21 protein-coding genes and 1 riboswitch are annotated in these 20,485 nt (G+C 40.5%); of the genes, 1 reads left to right on the top strand and 20 read right to left on the bottom strand.

Annotated features, from left to right (window positions below; genetic code table 11):
• Position 1: 1 nt before the first annotated feature.
• The 9 genes from liaF to metA all read right to left on the bottom strand — a co-directional run bounded on the left by liaF (position 2) and on the right by metA (position 10,396).
• A complete protein-coding gene (gene liaF, locus AC1D7X_RS07585; protein ID WP_495455087.1) occupies positions 2-1,015 on the bottom strand; it encodes a cell wall-active antibiotics response protein LiaF in 1,014 nt (337 codons plus the stop codon).
• Between the two features lie 195 nt (positions 1,016-1,210).
• The gene (locus tag AC1D7X_RS07580; protein WP_495455086.1) at positions 1,211-1,396 is read right to left on the bottom strand and encodes a hypothetical protein; all 186 of its coding nucleotides are present in this window, start codon (positions 1,394-1,396) and stop codon (positions 1,211-1,213) included.
• Positions 1,397-1,535: 139 nt separating this feature from the next.
• Positions 1,536-2,237 carry a 3D domain-containing protein gene (locus tag AC1D7X_RS07575; protein ID WP_495455085.1) on the bottom strand — a complete coding sequence of 234 codons (702 nt, stop codon included), beginning with the start codon at positions 2,235-2,237 and terminating at the stop codon, positions 1,536-1,538.
• A gap of 137 nt (positions 2,238-2,374) precedes the next feature.
• Positions 2,375-4,315 carry a threonine--tRNA ligase gene (thrS, locus tag AC1D7X_RS07570; RefSeq protein WP_495474936.1) on the bottom strand — a complete coding sequence of 647 codons (1,941 nt, stop codon included), beginning with the start codon at positions 4,313-4,315 and terminating at the stop codon, positions 2,375-2,377.
• A gap of 383 nt (positions 4,316-4,698) precedes the next feature.
• Positions 4,699-5,604: a putative sporulation protein YtxC gene (locus AC1D7X_RS07565; RefSeq protein ID WP_495474935.1), complete on the bottom strand. Its 906-nt coding sequence runs from the start codon at positions 5,602-5,604 to the stop codon at positions 4,699-4,701.
• A 207-nt stretch (positions 5,605-5,811) separates the two neighbouring features.
• A complete protein-coding gene (gene mqnC, locus AC1D7X_RS07560) occupies positions 5,812-6,948 on the bottom strand; it encodes a cyclic dehypoxanthinyl futalosine synthase (RefSeq protein ID WP_495455082.1) in 1,137 nt (378 codons plus the stop codon).
• Between the two features lie 119 nt (positions 6,949-7,067).
• A complete protein-coding gene (locus AC1D7X_RS07555) occupies positions 7,068-8,249 on the bottom strand; it encodes a trans-sulfuration enzyme family protein (protein WP_495474934.1) in 1,182 nt (393 codons plus the stop codon).
• Positions 8,250-8,251: 2 nt separating this feature from the next.
• Complete coding sequence (locus tag AC1D7X_RS07550) at positions 8,252-9,430, bottom strand: aminotransferase class I/II-fold pyridoxal phosphate-dependent enzyme (protein WP_495455080.1); 1,179 nt, start codon at positions 9,428-9,430, stop codon at positions 8,252-8,254.
• A 30-nt stretch (positions 9,431-9,460) separates the two neighbouring features.
• Complete coding sequence (metA, locus tag AC1D7X_RS07545) at positions 9,461-10,396, bottom strand: homoserine O-acetyltransferase MetA (protein WP_495455079.1); 936 nt, start codon at positions 10,394-10,396, stop codon at positions 9,461-9,463.
• 128 nt (positions 10,397-10,524) lie between these two features.
• A riboswitch (SAM riboswitch) is annotated at positions 10,525-10,652 on the bottom strand.
• Between the two features lie 450 nt (positions 10,653-11,102).
• On the opposite strand from metA, the gene corA reads away from it, so the two are divergent.
• Positions 11,103-12,038: a magnesium/cobalt transporter CorA gene (gene corA / locus AC1D7X_RS07540; RefSeq protein WP_495455078.1), complete on the top strand. Its 936-nt coding sequence runs from the start codon at positions 11,103-11,105 to the stop codon at positions 12,036-12,038.
• A gap of 58 nt (positions 12,039-12,096) precedes the next feature.
• On the opposite strand, the gene AC1D7X_RS07535 is transcribed toward corA, so the two are convergent.
• The 11 genes from AC1D7X_RS07535 to AC1D7X_RS07485 all read right to left on the bottom strand — a co-directional run bounded on the left by AC1D7X_RS07535 (position 12,097) and on the right by AC1D7X_RS07485 (position 20,427).
• On the bottom strand, positions 12,097-13,110 hold the full coding sequence (locus AC1D7X_RS07535; protein ID WP_495455077.1) for an HRDC domain-containing protein: 1,014 nt from the start codon (positions 13,108-13,110) through the stop codon (positions 12,097-12,099).
• Positions 13,111-13,273: 163 nt separating this feature from the next.
• Positions 13,274-14,155, bottom strand: coding sequence for an ROK family protein (locus AC1D7X_RS07530; protein ID WP_495455076.1), 882 nt, complete (start codon positions 14,153-14,155; stop codon positions 13,274-13,276).
• Between the two features lie 212 nt (positions 14,156-14,367).
• On the bottom strand, positions 14,368-14,550 hold the full coding sequence (locus AC1D7X_RS07525; RefSeq protein ID WP_495455075.1) for a hypothetical protein: 183 nt from the start codon (positions 14,548-14,550) through the stop codon (positions 14,368-14,370).
• 41 nt (positions 14,551-14,591) lie between these two features.
• Entirely contained in the window at positions 14,592-15,452 is an 861-nt protein-coding gene (locus tag AC1D7X_RS07520; RefSeq protein ID WP_495475015.1) for a 5'-3' exonuclease, read from the bottom strand.
• A gap of 121 nt (positions 15,453-15,573) precedes the next feature.
• Complete coding sequence (locus AC1D7X_RS07515) at positions 15,574-15,939, bottom strand: arsenate reductase family protein (RefSeq protein ID WP_495455074.1); 366 nt, start codon at positions 15,937-15,939, stop codon at positions 15,574-15,576.
• Positions 15,940-15,941: 2 nt separating this feature from the next.
• On the bottom strand, positions 15,942-16,949 hold the full coding sequence (locus AC1D7X_RS07510) for an RluA family pseudouridine synthase (RefSeq protein ID WP_495474933.1): 1,008 nt from the start codon (positions 16,947-16,949) through the stop codon (positions 15,942-15,944).
• A complete protein-coding gene (locus AC1D7X_RS07505) occupies positions 16,946-17,515 on the bottom strand; it encodes a cob(I)yrinic acid a,c-diamide adenosyltransferase (protein ID WP_495474932.1) in 570 nt (189 codons plus the stop codon). Before AC1D7X_RS07505 ends, AC1D7X_RS07510 begins: the two co-directional genes overlap by 4 nt.
• 171 nt (positions 17,516-17,686) lie before the next feature.
• Entirely contained in the window at positions 17,687-18,229 is a 543-nt protein-coding gene (locus AC1D7X_RS07500) for a hypothetical protein (protein WP_495474931.1), read from the bottom strand.
• A 96-nt stretch (positions 18,230-18,325) separates the two neighbouring features.
• The gene (locus AC1D7X_RS07495) at positions 18,326-18,586 is read right to left on the bottom strand and encodes an aspartyl-phosphate phosphatase Spo0E family protein (RefSeq protein ID WP_495455070.1); all 261 of its coding nucleotides are present in this window, start codon (positions 18,584-18,586) and stop codon (positions 18,326-18,328) included.
• A gap of 118 nt (positions 18,587-18,704) precedes the next feature.
• Positions 18,705-19,913, bottom strand: coding sequence for an aminotransferase class I/II-fold pyridoxal phosphate-dependent enzyme (locus AC1D7X_RS07490; protein ID WP_495455297.1), 1,209 nt, complete (start codon positions 19,911-19,913; stop codon positions 18,705-18,707).
• Positions 19,914-19,926: 13 nt separating this feature from the next.
• On the bottom strand, positions 19,927-20,427 hold the full coding sequence (locus AC1D7X_RS07485) for an Lrp/AsnC family transcriptional regulator (protein WP_495455069.1): 501 nt from the start codon (positions 20,425-20,427) through the stop codon (positions 19,927-19,929).
• Positions 20,428-20,485: the final 58 nt, after the last annotated feature.

Genomic DNA, 20,485 nt, shown 5'->3' with positions numbered 1-20,485 from the left:
CTTAACCTACCGTGTTCACTTTAATGTCACCAATAAAGGCGCTGACATTAATGACTATTTTCTTTTGAGCCTCTTTGTAATAAGGCGTTGAGGATTGAACGGAGCTCATGAATCCGCTTTTAGATTGAGATAATATGGTCATGTCGCCAATAAAGGAACTTGAATTCACCTTAATACCCAAGTCCATGTCATTGGGAACATATATCTTAATATCACCGATGAAAGCAGAGATATTAATCTTAGTCTTTCCGTACGGAATTTGAGCTTTCGTCAGATCAAGTACCGCGTCTCCTATGAACTGAGATATGTTAGTAGGCTTTAGCTCGAAATAATCACTGCCCATATGAACATCGCCAATGAAGGCCGATTTATTAACCTTCTCACCGTCGCTATAGTTGTCATATTGAGCCTTGAATTTGTGTCTTTTGTCGCGAATATGATACGTTTCATCCTCTTCTTCATGCTCGCTATCATCACCCATATGAATATCAAAACTGATTCGTCTTTTATCCTGCTTTTTATCTGCAAACGAAACTCCAAACTTTTCTTCAAACTGTTTATCTAACGTCGATTGAGATTCCAGATCAGGTAAATCCGGTAGCTCAGATGGTTCTGGTGGATACCCCATTGGCTCAATAGGTGTCTTCATTTTCTTATCAGGTTTAGTTGTAGACCGGGTAGGCTTGAAAATGACATAAAGACCACAAAGAATCAGAAACCCAGGAATAAGAAACTTAAAGAACTCACCAGGACTTAAGAAGACCCAATCTAATGCCCGTGCTTGAAAATATCCCCCTACCGCTAGTAAGATGAATGAGCCTATAAAGGAACCCCCTTCACCACGTGCAGTCAACATGTTCTTAAGCCCTAAATAGATTAAGATTAGCGGCCAAAACGTTGAAATAATAGAACCTATACTAATATCTACATACCCCATCTGCTGAAGTAGAAATATAATCCCAATTCCGATAAGCACAAATCCGCCAAAAAAACGATCTGCCCATCCCTTTTTCATGTTCAACATCCCCTTATCCTCTTACGTAATCCTTAGTTTACAATAGAGTTATCATTTCGGATACAGGCCACAGAATGAACATGACTCGGTCTAGAGGATGAGATGAAGTCATATGAAAAAATGCCCCCAACGATAAGCGTTGAGGGCATTCTTAACTTGTCAAAAAAATACTTAAGGGGTCTCAATGATCAAAAACTAATTTTGAGATTTAAACTCCTCATCATACTTTTCATCCGGTGTCTTGTAATTATCTTGAACTTTATTTGGTTTCTGAATTTTACCATTTTCCTCAGCGAATTCAGCGTTAAACTTTTCATCAGGTGTTTTGTAATTATCCTGTACTTTCTTTTGTTTCGAATTCATGTTTTGATTGTTGGCCATGAGATTTTCACCTCCTCTTAGGTTTGCTTATGCAAACTTTAAGTAGGGCTACGACTTTTCCCCAGTCCATAGTATGTAACACGGACGAAAAATTATGCAGTAGCAGAGCGATAAAAATCTAATGCCGTAGTTTCCTTCATCAAATCGATTGTTCAAGCACAAATGCAGGTAACGATTTATAGGTCTCAATCGCCTTTCCTAGGCTCTGTACCATCTTTTCAGTACATTTCCCATTCCCGCGCTTAATCACTTGTACTTCCACATCTTTCTTACCCCATTCTTTATACACTTGCTTCGTTGTTGCAAAATATAGGTCAATCTTCCGCCCCTTAATGGCAGAACCCGTATCAGCTACAATACCGTAACCATAGCCTGGAATATACAAAATACTACCTAATGGAAATACTTTAGGATCGGCAGCAATTGTTGATACCTTGTTTTTATCGCGTTTCACCTTTACACCCGAATACGTAATCCCGTATTCAGGATGGTTAGGTTTCTTACCTGTAGATTCATATCCAGCTGTGTACCCTGTTGCTACTACCTTCACTGTTCGAATGACTTGGTCTTGGCTTGGAGCCGACACTGCAACAGCCGGTGTTGTGGATTTAGTCGTTGATTGCTTCGCCTTCACTGTGGTATTCTTCTTTGCTTTATCCTTACTTACATTAGATTTAGGAGTAGCATTATATACCTGTTGCTTATAGCATATATTTTCAGGAATTCCCGCGTAATAACATTGTGAATAATTCATTGAAGCATACGTTGTTTTCTCCCCAATCACCAATCCTACCAAAAATATACATAACAAAATCCTCTGCCCTATTTTAACCTTGTTCATAAGAAAATCTCCCCCTTACTAGCGAGGGTTCCCATTTAAACAGGTAAATATACATGAAGGACTGCCAAGCATATGTACATTGCTTGACAGTCCTTCACTTAGCAGAGGACTAAAAAAACATCCAACAGGTTCATTAATTATGAAATTTGATGGTTTGATATTTCTTCCTTCAGCATGGAAATAACCTCATCCAAAGGTTTAGTTCCGATGTCTCCTTCGCCACGTTTACGGATGGAAACTGTGCCACCATTCATTTCATTCTCACCAATGACGAACATATACGGTATTTTCTCAAGTTGGCTTTCGCGGATTTTGTAACCCAATTTTTCGTTACGAAGATCAGCTTCAACAGAAATACCACTTAACTTAAGCTTATCTGCGACTTCATTGGCGTAATCTTCAAAGGCACCTGACACCGGAATAACTTTTACTTGAACTGGTGACAACCATAGTGGAAGCGCACCGGCGAAGTTCTCAAGTAGGAATGCAGTCATGCGCTCCATCGTTCCAAGAATACCACGGTGAATTACGACTGGACGATGCTTCTGTCCATCATCACCGATATATTCCAACTCGAATCGTTCAGGCAATAGTACGTCGATTTGAGTTGTAGAAAGCGTCTCTTCCTTACCAAGGGCTGTCTTCACTTGAACGTCTAGTTTAGGACCGTAGAACGCAGCTTCACCTTCAGCTTCAAAGAATGGAAGTCCCATTTCTTCAACAACTTCACGAAGGATACGTTGAGTGGATTCCCACATTTCATCATCTGGCCAATATTTCTCAGTATCCAGTGGGTCTCTATAAGATAGTCTAAAACGATATTCCTTGATTCCAAAGTCTTCATACACTTTAGTAATCAATGTCACAACACGCTTAAATTCTTCCTTGATCTGGTCAGGTCGGCAGAAGATATGAGCATCATTCAGTGTCATCGCACGAACACGGTGTAAACCAGTCAATGCTCCTGACATTTCATAACGATGTTGCATACCAAGTTCTGCAATACGGATAGGTAGATCGCGGTAACTGCGCATATCACTCTTAAATACCATCATGTGATGAGGACAGTTCATAGGACGCAACACAAGTTCCTCATTATCAAGTTCCATTTTGGGGAACATGTCCTCTTGATAGTGCTCCCAGTGACCTGAAGTTTTGTAAAGTTCCACATTACCAAGCACTGGTGTGTAAACATGTTGATACCCTAGACTCTCTTCCATATCTACGATATAACGTTCCAATGTCCGACGTAACTTAGCACCTTTAGGCAACCACATGGGAAGACCTTGACCTACAAGAGGTGAGAATGTGAACATTTTTAGCTCTTTTCCTAGTTTACGATGATCACGTTTCTTCGCTTCTTCTAAGAAGTGTAAATGCTCGTCCAATTGGGCCTTCTTAGGGAATACTGTTCCGTAAATACGTTGCAACATCTTGTTCTTACTATCTCCGCGCCAGTAGGCTCCAGCCACATTCATCAGCTTAAACACTTTAATCTTTCCTGTTGAAGGTAGATGTGGTCCACGACATAGATCGAAGAATTCACCTTGATCGTACATGGAAATAATACTGTCTTCCGGAAGATTATTAATTAATTCTATCTTGTATGGATCTCCAAGTTCGCCGAATATTTGTAGTGCTTCTTCACGGCTAACTTCTCTACGAACGATTGGTAAGTTCTCACCAATAATGCGTTCCATTTCTTTCTCAATCTTCTGTAAATCTTCAGGATTAAGTGGATGCTCAAGATCCATATCATAATAGAAACCATCTTCAATCACAGGACCAATCCCAAGATGAACTTCTTTGTTACCGAACAAACGCTTAACCGCTTGGGCCATAACATGGGCTGTACTGTGACGCATTACTTCAATACCTTCTGGAGAATCCAGAGTCACAATTTCAATGAGAGCTCCTTCTTCCAATGGAGTGGACAAGTCCACAACGACCCCATTTAACTTACCTGCTACAGCACTCTTCTTCAAGCCACTACTTATGGATGCTGCTACATCTTCAATACTACTACCTTCAGCATACTCACGAACGGAACCGTCCGGTAATTTAATGCTTACTGCCATATTAATTCCTCCTAGATATTTCTATTTTAAAAAAAGACAACAAAAAAACACTCATCCCGGTAAGGGACGAGTGTTATCACCCGTGGTTCCACCCTAATTTGATAGTTGCAATACATTCTTGAAACATTGAATGCAATACCCATATCCTTCATCAGCATTTCATAACGGTTATGAACCGGTGATTCTTACTGTTCTCCAAATGTAACACATCAGAGAAGTTCATAATCACAGCTACAAAGGGGTAAACCAACGTCGGATACTGAAGGGAATTACAGCCTGGTTCCCTCTCTCTGTACAGTCCAAATCTTCGTGGTTCATGTCTTTTTCATTGCTTTTAGTCAATTTAACAGTAATTATAATTCTAGCTGACACTAAACGTCAAGTCATATCTTCTCTTTCTCTCTAAAGAAGGTGTGGCATTGTGGACAATAATGGCATACTTCCACGCGCTTATCAAAAATTTGCAGTATCGTCTTCACCGCCGGCATTTGTGGATCCCTAGTGTGAAGAATCAATTTGGCTGGAGATACCGAAATAAGCGTACTCACAACGGCATCCTCCATTTCCATATCCTGCTGATCAATTCTTTCTACAAAAACACCTTCGTTTGTTTTAGCCTCCAAAGGATTCATTTTTCCATCAAATAGTAAAAGTTCCTGACCGCCCTTATGAACAACATGAACTAATGGAATCTGTGGCTCTTGAAAATACACGAAATATTTAAGTAAACCTACAAATTCTTCATATTGCCGGTCAACTAAGAACTCATCTACGGCATATTCTATGATCTCTCGAAGTTCAACACCATAATTTTGAAGGCGAAACGAGATAAATCCATCTATATTTACTATAGGACTCTCCCGAAAACATTGGTACAAATTTTTGGTAAGCATCTTATATCGACGTTTCCATGGTTCGTTTGGGGCTCCATTTCCTTTTTCTACTAAAGAGATGCAGTGTTTTATAATTCGCTCTGAATCCTCTTTCCCCGAAAAATCAAATTCATCCCGCAGTAAGGTTCTGATTATATGTTGTTCCTTTATTTCTAAGATGACTTCCGCTGCTGCCTCTGCAGCAAGCTGGTACAAGGAGTCCATTCCATCTCCCAAGGAGATCTTTTGTTCATTCCCCATGCATTTCCACACTGACGTACCTTCACTCGAGATACATGAGAATTTCAATGGTTTATATTTCTTATGTAGTTCTTTGTTCTTTCTTGATACGATGCTTTCGAATAGAACCACTTCTTCTGCAGATGCTATCTTAGCTGATATACTGAATAGTACCATGGAGATCACTCCTTTCATTATCCTTGTTAAGTATATGGTCCCTGAACAAAGGATATACGGAAGGTGTTAGTGGAAAACAAGCTAACATTTCTCAGTTACTTAGCCCATAAGCATTCTAACTGAAAAGGTTGGTATTAAAAGTAAAAAGGGCTAATCCCAGAAAGTCGTTTTCCGACTTTCTGGGACAGCCCTCTTCATCACTTTCTTTTAATTCTGCATGATAAAATCACGATCGATGGTTGTTCCTTCTTCAAAGACCTTCAAGATGTCATATTTCGTATTACGTTGAGCTGGTATTTTACCCGCTTCACGAATTAATCCAAGAATAGACTCTATGTTGACCTTATGAACCGTACCAGCAGAAGAAACCACGTTTTCTTCCATCATCGTACTCCCGAAGTCATTGCATCCATAACTTAAAGACAATTTACCTACTTCAGGTCCCATCGTTACCCATGATGACTGTAAATTTGGAACATTATCAAGTAAAATACGACCCACCGCTACCGTCTTCAGATAAGCTTCTGGGGTCTCGCGTTCACGTGCATAGTTCGTGTTATCTGGTTGGAAAGTAAATGGAATGAATGCTAAGAAGCCTTTGGAGTTATACTTATTTGTAATACACTCATCTTGCGCATCACGAATCCGTAGCATGTGTAATGCTCTCTCTTCCATCGTCTCACCAAAACCAATAACCATTGTAGCCGTTGTATTCATACCTTGCTTGTGCGCGATTTGCATGACATCCATCCATTCACGCCAAGTGCCCTTTAAGCGGCTAATCTTTTTGCGAATACGATCATCTAGAATTTCGGCTCCACCACCTGGAAGGGAATCAAGTCCCGCTTCATGAAGCTCACGAACAACCTCTTCTAGGGATAATCCACCAGAAACCTCCTGCATCTTGCGAATCTCAGCAGGTGAGAAGGAATGCATCGTAATATTAGGGAATCGTTGTTTAATACCTCTGAGCAGGTTCGTATAATAATTAAATGGAAGATCTGGATTCGTTCCACCTTGCATCAGAATCTCGGTACCTTCAACGTCCTGTGTTTCTTGAATCTTCTTGAAGATAGCTTCATCTGGTAATACATAACCTTCACTAGAACCTGGGGCTCTATAGAAAGCACAGAACCTACAATATGTATCACAGACATTGGTATAATTAACATTCCGCCCAATAACAAAGGTCGTAATCGGGTCAGGATGTATCCGTTTCATAAGAATATCCGCTGTATGTCCTAGTTTCTCGATCTCGTTACTCTCTAACAGCCTAACGCCTTCTTCTAGATTAAGTCGCTCACCGCGTACTGCTTTATCTAGAATACGATCTACCGTATTCATAAAGGTAACCTCCCTTGATATGGATAATAAAAACAAATAAAAATATAATAACTACTCTTCATCTTAACATATTAGATTCAGAAGAAGAAACAGCACCGCCTAAACGATGCTGTTCATTCTTAATCCTCTTGGAGGGCTTGATCAAGATCTTCAATTAAATCCTCAATGTCCTCTAAACCTACAGAGAAGCGGAGTAATCCGTCTGTAATACCTCTCTCAGCACGAACTTCGACAGGCATAGCCGCATGAGACATCATCGCGGGATAAGACAAAATACTTTCAACAGCACCTAGACTTACAGCAACTAATGGAATTTTAACTTTGTTCAGTACCTTCTTAGCTCGTTCTCCTGAGCCAACATCAAAGGACACAACTGCACCATAACCCGTGGACTGCTTCTCATGAATTTCTCTACCTGGGTGCTCTGCCAGACCCGGATAATAAACCGCAGAAATATCCTGTCGTTCATTAAGCCAATTTGCAAGCTTCCCCGCACTGATTTCACTTTGATTCATACGTGTTTTCAAGGTCTTCATTCCACGCATAAGAAGCCAGGAATCCTGTGGACCGAGTACAGCACCCAATCCATTCTGAAGTTGCTTTAATTGCTGACCGATCGACGCCGTCCTAGCCACTGTAAGGCCAGCAAGAACGTCACTGTGTCCCCCTAGGAATTTGGTAGCACTATGGATGATAATATCTACACCTTGTTCAATTGGGCGTTGATAGTAAGGCGTCATAAACGTATTATCCAACATCGTAAGGAGATCATGCTCTTTTGCCCAGTCAGTTACCGCTTGTATATCAGTAATTCTTAATGTAGGGTTAGACGGTGTTTCCATATAAACGGCTTTGGTGTTAGATCTAAGTGCTTGTTTCACTTGATCCAAATCTGTCATGTCAACGAACGTTGTCTCAATTCCTAATCTGCTAAGAATACTTGTTAAGAGACGATAAGTTCCACCATATACATCCTCTGTGACAATGATATGATCCCCAGCCGATAAGAGCATGAATGTACTTGAGATGGCTGCCATACCTGATGCAAAGGCTAAGCCGCGTTCGCCACCTTCTAATAAAGATATATAATCTTCTAAAGCCTGACGCGTTGGATTGCCAGAACGACTGTAGTCATGCAGAGGTGGATTAAATATATCTTCATGATGAAATGTGGATGCTTGATAGATTGGAACACTTGATGCACCTGTAGTTCGGTCAATTTCAGATCCAAAATGAATTAACTTTGTAGCAAAATCCAGATCTTTGGGAGAACTTTTTCCTGATTGTTGTTGACTACTCATGCTTATTGTCCTCCTTCAATTTCTTGACGCGCTGCATCTAATGCCCCACCAAGATCTGCTATTAAATCCTCTACATGTTCTATTCCAACAGAGAAACGAAGTAATCTATCATCTACACCAATGGCATCACGAATCTCCAATGGAATGTCTGCATGTGTCTGTACTGCCGGGTAAGTCATCAACGATTCAACACCACCGAGACTTTCCGCAAAAGCAATTAATCGGATATGTCTAAGTAAGGGTTCCACATACCGAGCATCTTTCACTTTAAATGAGAAAATCCCCGTGTTGCCACTACACTGCTTCTTCTGAATATCATGGCCAGGATGATCCTTCAAGTACGGATGAAATACTTCAGCTACAGCAGAATGAGTCGTTAAGTATTCAGCTATTCGAATCGCATTACTCTCATGACGTTCCATTCGGAGTGCCAATGTCTTCATCCCACGCATAAGTTGATAAGAGTCTGTTGGACCAAGAACTGCGCCAAGCGAGTTATGAAGGAAAAACATTTCTTCCGATAGTTCTTTACCTTTTGTAATAATAAGACCTGCCAGTACATCGTTATGTCCACCTAAATACTTCGTAGCACTATGAACGACAATATCTGCTCCTAACTCCAATGGACGTTGAAAGAAGGGGGTCATTAATGTATTATCAACGATCGTTAATATTTGATGACGTTGTGCCCATAGGCATACCGCTTCAATATCCGTGATCATCATTAATGGATTCGTAGGCGTTTCAATAAACACAGCCTTGGTGTTAGGTCGTCTTGAACTTTCTAGTGCATCGATATCGTTCGTATCTACATAAGAGGCAGTGACTCCGAATTTAGAAAGAATTCGTTCCAATAGACGATATGTACCGCCATATAAATCTAAAGAGACAATAAGATGATCGCCTTGCGCGAACATGGCAAAGACAGTCTGTAATGCAGCCATTCCTGAACTACATGCGAAGCCCGCATCACCAGATTCTAGTTGAGCTGAAGCATCCTCTAATACTTTACGGGTTGGGTTCTTCGTACGTGAGTAGTCAAATCCAGTGCTCTTTCCTAACTGAGGATGGCGGAAAGCTGTAGCCTGATATATAGGGAAATTAATAGCACCTGTTACTGGTTCCTCAACTGATCCGATCTGAGCCAAGCGACTTTCTATTCGTAAGTCTTTCTCATTCATAGTGTTTTCCCCTTTATCATCATATTCTGATTATATTTGTGGCCATACTTCCATCGCTTCTCCAATATCAAAAGGTGTCTCTTGGTATACATAATAGTTCAGCCAATTTGCGAATAATAAACTTGCATGTGCACGCCATATCGCTGGAGGTACACGAGAAGGATCATTTTCAGGGTAATAATGTTGAGGTAAATCTATTTGCATACCCTTGGCTACATCACGTTCATATTCCCATTTCAACGAGAATGGATCATATTCCGAATGTCCTGTCACGAAGATTTGCTTGCCGTCTTTCGTCGCAACAATGTATACACCCGCTTCTTCTGATTCTGATAAGATCTCCAGTTCAGGAATCCCTTCAATATCTTCCTGACGTACTTCCGTATGACGAGAATGAGGGACATGAAACAATTCATCAAATCCTCTCAGCAACTTCACATTTGGCGTACTGATCGTATGTGAGAACACACCAAATATTTTGTCATTCAGATCATATTTGGGAACGCCAAAGTGATAATAAAGGCCTGCTTGAGATGCCCAACATATATGAAGGGTTGAGGTGACATAAGTCTTGCTCCATTCAAATATTTCTTGTAACTCTTCCCAATAATTAACGTCTTCAAATTCCATCTGTTCTACTGGAGCTCCTGTAATAATCAGACCATCGAATCGACTAGATTTCACCTCGTCAAACGTCTTATAGAATGTTCTCAAGTATTCTTCAGATGTGTTCTTGGAAGTATGTGATCTGGGATGCAACAATACGATATCAACCTGAAGTGGTGAGTTCCCAAGTAAACGAAGTAACTGCGTTTCTGTCGTTTCTTTCGTTGGCATTAAATTGAGAATCGCAATACGCAAGGGACGTATGTCTTGATGATAAGCCAGGCTCTCATCCATGACGAATATATTCTCCCCGGCAAGTACTTCCTTCGCTGGCAATGTATCTGGAATCTTAATTGGCATGCTGATTACACTCCTTTAGCTGAAATCGGCGATAATCATGTGAGGAAAGGGTTTTGTAAACAAAAATGACCTTAATCCATAGGAAAAAATCCATAGGAGAAAGGTCATCATCGTTAATCTATGCGCCTCTCTCATCTCTCAGGAATGGTTTGTCAGTGAAGTCGACAAATCTTCCTGCAAGAATTAGCACCGTGCGTATTACACGCCGGTTGCCGGGTTTCATCGGGCCTGTCCCTCCACCTGCTCTTGATAAGATTTCGCTGTATTCATTTTTAGTTTAATTGATTTTGGTAATATTTAAATCTGAATTAACTTTAAATCATAAAATTACCTTCGTCAAGAACTGTTCAACATTTTTACAAAGACTTATATTAAGTAACACCTAGATCACTCTTATTTCATAAACTGAAGACTAGAAGTAACCAGCTTTTCTTCTTGAAAGGATGTTAGGAGGACGTTATACTAGACAAGTATTACAATCCGGTTAAAGAAGAGGTGACCTGAAAGATGGACGGCGACCCGAGGCCCAAGCTGATTATTGGTGCATTACAACCGCATAGAACTAGTACCAGCCTGTTGGAGGAAGGAGCTATTCGACTCTTTCGTGCGTAAGCCTCTTACTCCATGAACAAGACTGATCTCTTTTCTATGCGCAGAAATTTAGCGCTACCCATAGCGAATTATGGGGATGAAGGAGTGAATATATATGAAAATCCGGTTGGTTAATTCTGGGGTATTCACCCCCATTAATGACATCCAAGTTACACTAACCCCACCAGAACAAGGATTCTACTGGATCGATGCAGATGCAGAGGATCTCACTTTATTACAACCTCTCTTTTCTCTTCATGACCTAGCTGTTGAGGACTGTCTTAGTGAAGATGAACAACGTCCTAAGATTGAAATATACGATAACCATTATTTCATTGTAGTTAACAGTATTCGATTCGACGATGAGGAAATTTTTCTAAGAGCTCTCAGCGTATTCTTAGGCAGACATTATATTATTACGGTTACCAACCAAAAAATAAACGAGCTTCGAACACTAAAGCCCATTCTGTGGGAGCAAGAAGTTAGTGAACCCGATAAATTTTTATATCTGCTCATCGACTTAGTTGTCGACAATTATTTCTCTGTAGGTGATCGGATCGAGGCCAAGATTGAGAAATTAGAAGAAGATATTCTGATGCACACTAAGAAATCTCATCTCATTGAGATTATTGGTCTACGAAGCGAAATATTATGGCTGAAGAAGGTTCTTGGACCCCAGAAAGAAGTAATCAACATTTTAAACAAGAAAGATCTTCGTCTGATCGATGACCAGCTACAGAAATACTTCAGCGATATTTATGAAAATGCTGTTAAGATCGCAGAAACTTTCGAAACCTATCGCGACCTTATGGGTAACTTACGAGAAGCGTATCAGTCCAGTATCGCCAATCGTGCGAATGAAATTATGAGAGTATTTACAGCGATTACTACCATTTTCATACCCTTAACACTCATTACTGGGATTTATGGAATGAACTTCACAAATATGCCCGAATTAGATATGAAGTATGGCTATTTTATGATTATTGGGATTATGGCTACATTGGGTTTCGGAATGTTCTTCATATTCAAAAAAAAGGATTGGCTCTAATCATTACACAAGGACGAAAGACGCTCTGTATACAGAGAATCTTTCGTCCTTGTGTTATTTAACCGACGTCTTGTCTAGAAGCCTGCCCCCGCCGAAAGCGAATGCGAATCATGCGTATGCGTTCATACAGTTGGTCTATACTTCCTTTCGCAATAGTATCTTTCCCTTCACCATATACCTTTTGTAGGATAGGCTTCAACAATAGATCTCCTAACTCTTCAAAAGCTGACCATATGGCATTCTGCTCGTCAGCAGACATATCATATAGTTCATTCTGAATAAGATATTCCGTATCATAACCTTCTTTCTCCATTTCCTCCAAAGCTTCAAGAATGTCTTTCCTAGGAGTATTGCATTCTTGTTCTAATTCTTCGAGACTCTTCCCTTCTGATATTCCTGTCATGAGTGTACGGCGTATCCTATACTGATCAAGCTCTAATTTGTATTTTCGCTCTTTTTGCTTGAATACCCAGTTCATATAGAGCTCTTCATTTAATTCACCATAAACCCAGTTTAAAGGATAATGATGATGACGTTCTACTTTTGCTGTTATTTCTAAAATATCTACACCGTACTCCCCGGCTTTCACATCACCGACCCCCGGTAGTTGGATTAGCTCGTCCACTGTCTGGGGGATAAAGGTACTAATGAGTCGGAGCAGTTTGTTACTAGCAATGAAGTAAGGAGCTTTACGTTCAGAGACTGCTCTTCTACGTCTCCATGAACATAATTCAGAATATAGATTCTCCTGTGGATGAAGCTCGCTGTAACAATATAGTTTCTGAGCACTCTGGCCACGATACCGTTGCTCATCTTCTTCATGAAATACACCTTCAATGATGGGTCGATACCCCTCTCCTAACTTGATTGCAAGACCATGACGATAGATGCATAGTAACTCATCCCATGAGACACCTTCGTACCAAGATGAATCGATCGTATCTTCACCTATTTGGAAATCTCTCCAACCTAAATGCCAAATACCATCCTCTTCACCAATCCATACTTGTCCTGCTGATTCTTCATCTTGTTGTGACCCTTTAACCAGACGATTCATAAATAAAATTTGCATCTTACATCCCTCCCATCATTCAATACAACACGCAAAAAAACACCCCTCTTACAATAAAGTAAGAGAGGTGCTTCCTCAGTCGAGCCATGTTATACTGTTATTCCTATAATACCATATACTGTATATTCGTCAACGAAATTTCGTGAGGGCTCAATATTCCAGACTAAGCTCCTTTAAGTGCTAAGGTTGCGAGTGCTAATGCCCCACACAGTCCTGCATTATCCCCTAATTTAGGAGAGACAATGTAGTTCTCTATATCGTTACTAATGGATGTATGTTGTACATAACCATTTAGGAGGCTACGAAGCTCACGTTGAATAAGTGGGAATAGCTGCTGTTGCTTCATAACTCCACCGCCCATAATAATTTTCTGCGGGGAAAGAATCAAGATATAATTCATTAATGCTTGAGCTAAATAATAAGCCTCGAGCTCCCAAGCTGGATGGTCGACACCTAACTCAGCACCTTGTAGTCCAACGCGGCGACCGATAGCTGGCCCTGCAGCTAACCCCTCTAAGCAGTCAGCGTGATAAGGACATGTCCCTTCATAACTATCATCAGGATGTCGTCGAACGATGATATGTCCCATCTCAGGATGAGAGAGTCCATGTAACATTTGCCCATTAACGACAGCTCCAGCACCAATACCTGTTCCAACTGTAATATACATACAGCTATCTAGGCCTTGTCCAGCCCCCCATAAATGTTCACCAAGTGCTGCACCATTGACATCTGTATCGAATCCAATAGGTACGTCGAAATGTGACTTCATAAAACCCACGATATTATATTGGCTCCAATGAGGTTTCGGTGTGGTTGTGATATAACCATATGTATCGCTCTCTTTAATCGGATCAATAGGCCCGAAAGAACCAACTCCGATGGCCTCGACTTCTTTCCCTTTAAAAAAATCCACTACCTGTGACATCGTTTCTTCCGGTGTTGTTGTAGGAAAACTGACTCTCTCCACAACCTCGCCATCCTTCGTGCCTATACCGCAGACGAACTTTGTTCCACCTGCTTCAATCGCTCCTAACAAGCCCATGTATAACATTCCCTTCTGTCCTAGGGTCGAATTTCCCCCATTATATTATATTGTACCTTTTTAAGATACTATAAAATAACGACATCCTTCACCTTGCCTGATAGATTCATAGAGAACTGTCCCCCGCAATAGATTCCATAAATAAAGGCGATTTCCCATTCTTGATTTCCGAATGAAAAGTCGCCTTTATTTATTAAGGATTTCTAATGAGGTTATACCTGAAAACCAATTGTCGTTCCGTAGTGTCCCATATGTGCAACTCGTCCATCTACAATTAGATTGCCATAAGGATTTGGAGAGCCACCATCGGCTTCAATGAATGCACCATTTATGGCAACTTCCGCATGATAGGCTATTACGATACTAACGTTATTATCGCTAGTATTCCTATTCATACCCATCCTTTTCGCACTGATTTAGATCCTAGTCTGCTCACTTAGACGGCTGCAACTCCAATCAATTGACATAAACTCTTCATTTCTAATTCTTCAAATTTGGAAGAGATCAGAACATTGTCGATTTGTAGCTGACAACCATCTACGGAGCACTCCACGGGCACTTCACAATGAATCTCTGCAAGTCTACGTGAAAGATGTAGCATTTCTAGATCTTTCTCAATCTTTATTCGTACGCTAGAGGAGAGTTTGTCTAGATTCTCCAGAATTCCCTCAATAGATTCGTATTCTTGGATCAACTTGATAGCTGTCTTCTCACCAATCCCACGTACTCCTGGATAATTATCACTCGTATCACCCATAAGTGCCTTCATATCTATGATTTGACGAGGACGAAGTTGCTTTTCCTCATATAAAGACTCTGGTGTATATACTTTATAATTACCCTGACCCTTTTTCATGATAATGACACTGGTTGCAGGACTTACGAGTTGAAGTAAATCATGATCTCCCGTTAATATTATAACATTCATTTCTTGGCTAATTTGAGCTGCTAACGTACCAATACAGTCATCAGCCTCGAAGCCTTGGTAACTCACATTAGGAATACCAAAACTTTCAATGACATCACGAATTAATGAAAACTGAGGAATAAGATCATCAGGGGCTTCCGATCGATTTCCTTTATATGCGGAATACTCCTTAGTTCGAAAAGTCCCGCCTCCGAGATCCCAACAGCATACAACATGGCTCGGATCAAAGGTCTGTACAGCATCCCAGAAATAACGTACGAAACCATAAATAGCATTCGTAGGTACGCCAGCTTTTGTTCGACGAATATATCCACTCGTAGCTGATGCAAAATATGCCCTAAACAATAGCGCCATTCCATCTACCAGCATTAATGATTGTTGTTTATTATTATGACTTGTCACTCTTTTAACCGCTCCTTATATATCTTTCTTCCGCTTAAACAGCGGCAATAGTTATAGTATAACATACCTCTAACAAGGCTTTGTCGTTTTATTCGCTTCCCCAAACATTGGCATATTGATCCTCTTTATAACCAACTGTCACCTGTTCACCACTACTTACGATAGGGCGTTTGATTAATTTTCCATTTGAAGAGAGCAACTCGATTTGTTCTTCGCGACTCATTTCACCAAGCTTATCCTTTAGTCCCATACTCTTATATACTTCACCACTCACATTAAAGAACTTCTTTAATTCTAGCCCACTTGTATTAATCAAATCGTTTAATTCTGAGACTGTTGGTGGCGCCTCAACGATATGACGAATTTCAAGTTCATGTCCATTAGCTCGCAACCATTTCACCGCATTGCGGCATGTACCACACTGTGGATATTGATATATTAAAAGTTTGCTCATAATTATTCTTCCTCCTCTATTGGATGTTGTATTAGTTGATTACGAAGGGTCTCCATATCGAAAGGGAGTGGTGCAGTAAAAGTCATCATCTCATGTAGAATCGGATGGACAAATGATAATTCTGATGCGTGCAATGCTTGACGTCCCATCAATTGATCAAGTCTAACTACTGCATTCTCAGCAATCGTAGGGTCCTCTATTTCAGTTATAGCACGATCTACATCCATCTCATGATAGACAGGATGTCGGTAAAATGAATCACCAATTAATGGGCAACCTATTGATGTCATATGCACACGGATCTGATGCGTTCTGCCCGTCTCTAATTTTAATTGTAGCATGCTCGCATCGTGATATCGTTCTAGTAACCAGTATCGTGTCAGCGAACTATATCCTGTTGGTGTTACTATTCGACGGTGAGGTTCCAAGGGATCTCTATCAATAGGTCCATCTACCACACCTTCAGAGGGATTAGGCACACCATGGACAATTGCAATGTATTTCTTATCGACCTTCCCCTGGCTCATTTGCTCAGAGATATGTTGATGCACGTAAGGATTCTTAGCAATAACTAGGACTCCTGTAGTCTCTTGATCAAGCCGATGAACGGGTCGAAAACGATACCTTTTCCCTTGTTCAATCCAATAATAGACTACTCCGTTAGCCAATGTGTTGGTGTAATGACCGTGTGTAGGATGTACGATCCTGCCAGATTCCTTATTAACGACCAATAAATGATCATCTTCATATAAAATATCAAAAGGAATGGGCTGAGGTAAAATATCTTCTGAAGACTCCTGCTCCATCCGAATTTCGACTCGATCTCCATTCCTTACAGGCACGCTAATATACACTCTCTCACCATTAAGCATGATTCCTTCCTCGGTCTGTTTCAGACGTGATACCAGTTTTCGGGAAATATTCATTCTTTTCTGTAAGATTGTCTTCAGAATCCAGCTGTCTTCTTCGACTGGAACAACGTATGTAATGGGGTTATAATATTGGTTCATTTGCCTGATTTAAACACCTTTTGACTACGTACATATTCGATGTCTGCTACTCCTTTACGAGCATTCACCGTTCTTGCAATGACGAAGAAATAATCAGATAAGCGGTTTAAATATTTGCACACATCTGGATTAATGTCCTTTTCCTTACCCAGAGTAACCGTTCTTCGTTCTGCCCTACGACACACCGTACGACACACATGGAGAGTAGAAGAAATGATGTCTCCACCTGGCAGAATAAAACGCTCCAATGGCGGATTTTCCTGCTCGCAAGTATCCAGCCAAAGTTCCAATCGCTCTACCATATCGCCCGTCACTTTATACTTATCTACACTAAGATTAACAAACGCTAAATCGGACCCACAGTCAAATAGCTCATGTTGAATCTCCAATAATTGTTCCTTAAGGTCACTAAAAGTCTCTTGATCCATAAGGCTAATCACTTGCCCTACATAACTATTTAGCTCATCTATCGTTCCATAGGCTTCCACTTGGTTATCATCTTTGATCACGCGACCTCCGATGACCGAAGTCTCACCCTTGTCACCCGTCCGTGTGTATACTTTCATTTGGAATCCTCCTAAAATTTTTTGGGGCGTTACTCCTTGATTTACTACGTCAAAAAATCACTTCGAAAGCATACGCTTAGTTATTGGAGAGCTGTGCTTCTCCGATTATTCTCCGTTCCAAAAACTTGCATCGGAAGCATACGCCTAGTTTTTCGAGCGTTACTCCTTGATTTACTCCCCGATCATAGCCTTCAGTATTTTAACCGAATCTTCCACGGAATCCGTGGATATGGGAATGGTAGCTAACATCCCCTCTGTGGTATACCCCAAATCTTGAAATACTTTCATTTCAGAAATAGGAATGGCAAATAAATGTTTCTCTTGTATCACTTCATCTGTATCCTCATCCGTTACGCCACCCTCAAAAAAACCTGTTGGATATGTGGCAGAATCAAAATAGGGATCAAGTGCGATATGTGTTCCCTGCTGTGCATAAACTTTCGTGACACCTTCAGGTAAAATAACAATCTCATGTTCTCGAGCTGCATATTCTATCAATATTTTCTGCTCATTATATATTCCAGCAGTTGAGATTTTTACCTTAAGGTCCTCTCCAACCTTCTCTTGTAAACTCTTTTCTAAGGGTTCACGAATGTTGGTTGCGTCAACAACATTATCCGTTATAAAAATAGAGACCCCTGCCTCATCTTTCCCGCACCCTGCTAACATGACAATACTGGAACAAATAAGAAGCCATCGACCTATAAATTTCAATGTTAATCCCCCAATCACTTATGAACCCAATATATCATAAAAACTGAACATATAAAAAGAAGGCTCGTCATGACGAGCCTCCGTTTATTGATCATATTATTTTTTGCTAGGGAATGTTTTCATATATTCATTGATTTTTAAATCTAGTAAGCTACTAATTTCTATAACAACTTCAGAAGTAAATGATTGTTCTTCAACAAATATTTGCTCCATCTTAGCTCTGAGCATCTGGATTTCATCTTCCAACGTAAACTCTCTATTCAAAGAGTCAATCGTTTTGCTTGACCATTTACCACGTTTGCCTTCAGCAATATAGCCTCCGCGATATGTGGGCAGATCATAATCAGCACAAAACAAATCGAATCCCTCCTTAGATAGTTCATTTCTGCTCCTAAATACAAATTATAACATATTAAACTAAAAATAAAAGTGAATATATTGTTAAAAATTCAAAAAATACTGATTTTCATCAATTTTATCCTTTTTTCAATTTTTCCACAAAACTCCCTACTCTTTCAAGAGCCTCAGATAGTTGAGCTACTGATGTGGCATATGAACAGCGAAGAAACCCTTCACCACCGAGACCAAAAGCATTACCCGGAACAGCAGCTACCCTAGCTTCTACTAGTAACCTATGAGCAAAATCATCCGATGACATTCCCGTACATTGAATACTTGGGAACGCGTAAAAAGCACCCTGTGGTTCGTGACAATCAAGCCCAACGTCACGTAGGCCTTGTACGATTAAACGTCTACGCTGATTATAAGATTCTATCATTCGGTCTTTTTCTTCTAAACCATTCGTTAGAGCTTCTAGAGCAGCAACTTGACCCATAACAGGTGCACACATCACTGTGTACTGATGAATCTTTAACATCGCCGAAATGAGATCTTCATGTGCACATGCATACCCCATGCGCCAACCTGTCATAGCAAATGCTTTGGAGAAGCCACTCACAAGCACAGTTCGATCTTTCATTCCAGGAATAGAGGCGAAGCTAACATGCTTATCCCCATAGGTTAATTCTGCGTAAATTTCGTCCGAAATAACGATCAAATCATGTTTTTCAATTACTTTTGCAACAGGAAGCCAATCTTCGTAAGTCATGATCGCTCCCGTGGGATTACTAGGGTAACATAATATCAAGACTTTTGATTTGGAAGTGATCTTTGCCTCCAAAGCTTCAGCAGTTAATTTAAAGCCATTAACAGATGTTGTCTCGATCCCAACTGGAATTCCGCCTCCTATGGAGGTGATTGGGGAATAGGATACATAACATGGTTCAGGGATAAGGATCTCATCACCCGGTACGATCAGTGCACGAAGTGCTAAATCAATCGCTTCACTCCCGCCTACTGTCACTAGAATCTCTTTCGCTGGGTCGTATGTGGTTTGAAAATTGTCATTTAAATATTGACCTATCGCTTCGCGAAGCTCAGGCATTCCCGCATTCGAAGTATAACCTGTACGTCCTCGTTCTAAAGAATACACACATGCTTCACGTACATGCCATGGTGTAACGAAGTCAGGCTCACCTACACCAAGCGTAATGATATCCTTATTGGCAGATACAAGGTCGAAAAACTTTCGAATGCCTGAAGGAGCGATCTCTCTAACGAGTGGCGCTAAATAGGATTCCATTGACTTCTTCTGTTCTGCTGCACGCCCTTCATTCAAGACCATCATATTTCCTCCTTCATGGTGATATCATGAGGCGATTATCTTCTTCATGATCCTCGAGAATAATTCCATCTTGCTTATATTTTTTTAAAATAAAGTTCGTCTTTGTTGAAAGTACGGAATCGATCGGAGATAACTTCTCAGAGACAAAGTTTGCTACTTCTCTTAAGTTATGCCCTTCTACTTCTACAAGTAAATCGTAAGCACCAGACATTAAATACACTGATTTCACTTGAGGGTATAAATAAATTCGTTCTGCTATTCCCTCAAATCCGCGTCCCCGTTCAGGTGTAATTTGTACCTCTATTAAGGCGGTTACTTTCTCATCTTCAATCTTGCTCCAATTCACAACAGCAGAGTACTTCACAATCACGTGCTCATTTTCAAGCTGGGTGATCGCTGCTTTGATCTCCTCTTCACTAACACCAGTGAGTGTAGCTAATAAAGCCGGTGACATTCTTGCATCTTCTTTTAAAAGATCCAATACCTTCTTGTTCAGATCGTTAAGTTCCTTCATAAGTTATCCTCCAGTGCTTGCTTTTCGTGGGCACCGATAATATTACAAATGACACACC

The sequence above is a fragment of the Paenibacillus sp. Y568 genome (assembly GCF_059445545.1).
This window is presented reverse-complemented; position numbering and strand designations above follow the sequence as displayed.

Bases quoted from the DNA above. Each gene is read 5' to 3' on its own strand.
- AC1D7X_RS07515 (WP_495455074.1), bottom strand. From the start codon at position 15,939: ATGAGCAAACTTTTAATATATCAATATCCACAGTGTGGTACATGCCGC.
- AC1D7X_RS07535 (WP_495455077.1), bottom strand. From the start codon at position 13,110: ATGCAAATTTTATTTATGAATCGTCTGGTTAAAGGGTCACAACAAGAT.
- AC1D7X_RS07580 (WP_495455086.1), bottom strand. From the start codon at position 1,396: ATGGCCAACAATCAAAACATGAATTCGAAACAAAAGAAAGTACAGGAT.
- mqnC (WP_495455082.1), bottom strand. From the start codon at position 6,948: ATGAATACGGTAGATCGTATTCTAGATAAAGCAGTACGCGGTGAGCGA.
- thrS (WP_495474936.1), bottom strand. From the start codon at position 4,315: ATGGCAGTAAGCATTAAATTACCGGACGGTTCCGTTCGTGAGTATGCT.
- AC1D7X_RS07575 (WP_495455085.1), bottom strand. From the start codon at position 2,237: ATGAACAAGGTTAAAATAGGGCAGAGGATTTTGTTATGTATATTTTTG.
- AC1D7X_RS07565 (WP_495474935.1), bottom strand. From the start codon at position 5,604: ATGGTACTATTCAGTATATCAGCTAAGATAGCATCTGCAGAAGAAGTG.
- AC1D7X_RS07525 (WP_495455075.1), bottom strand. From the start codon at position 14,550: ATGAATAGGAATACTAGCGATAATAACGTTAGTATCGTAATAGCCTAT.
- corA (WP_495455078.1), top strand. From the start codon at position 11,103: ATGAAAATCCGGTTGGTTAATTCTGGGGTATTCACCCCCATTAATGAC.
- AC1D7X_RS07510 (WP_495474933.1), bottom strand. From the start codon at position 16,949: ATGAACCAATATTATAACCCCATTACATACGTTGTTCCAGTCGAAGAA.
- AC1D7X_RS07555 (WP_495474934.1), bottom strand. From the start codon at position 8,249: ATGAGTAGTCAACAACAATCAGGAAAAAGTTCTCCCAAAGATCTGGAT.
- metA (WP_495455079.1), bottom strand. From the start codon at position 10,396: ATGCCAATTAAGATTCCAGATACATTGCCAGCGAAGGAAGTACTTGCC.
- AC1D7X_RS07490 (WP_495455297.1), bottom strand. From the start codon at position 19,913: ATGGTCTTGAATGAAGGGCGTGCAGCAGAACAGAAGAAGTCAATGGAA.
- AC1D7X_RS07505 (WP_495474932.1), bottom strand. From the start codon at position 17,515: ATGAAAGTATACACACGGACGGGTGACAAGGGTGAGACTTCGGTCATC.
- AC1D7X_RS07530 (WP_495455076.1), bottom strand. From the start codon at position 14,155: ATGGGCTTGTTAGGAGCGATTGAAGCAGGTGGAACAAAGTTCGTCTGC.
- AC1D7X_RS07485 (WP_495455069.1), bottom strand. From the start codon at position 20,427: ATGAAGGAACTTAACGATCTGAACAAGAAGGTATTGGATCTTTTAAAA.
- AC1D7X_RS07550 (WP_495455080.1), bottom strand. From the start codon at position 9,430: ATGAATGAGAAAGACTTACGAATAGAAAGTCGCTTGGCTCAGATCGGA.
- AC1D7X_RS07520 (WP_495475015.1), bottom strand. From the start codon at position 15,452: ATGCTGGTAGATGGAATGGCGCTATTGTTTAGGGCATATTTTGCATCA.
- liaF (WP_495455087.1), bottom strand. From the start codon at position 1,015: ATGAAAAAGGGATGGGCAGATCGTTTTTTTGGCGGATTTGTGCTTATC.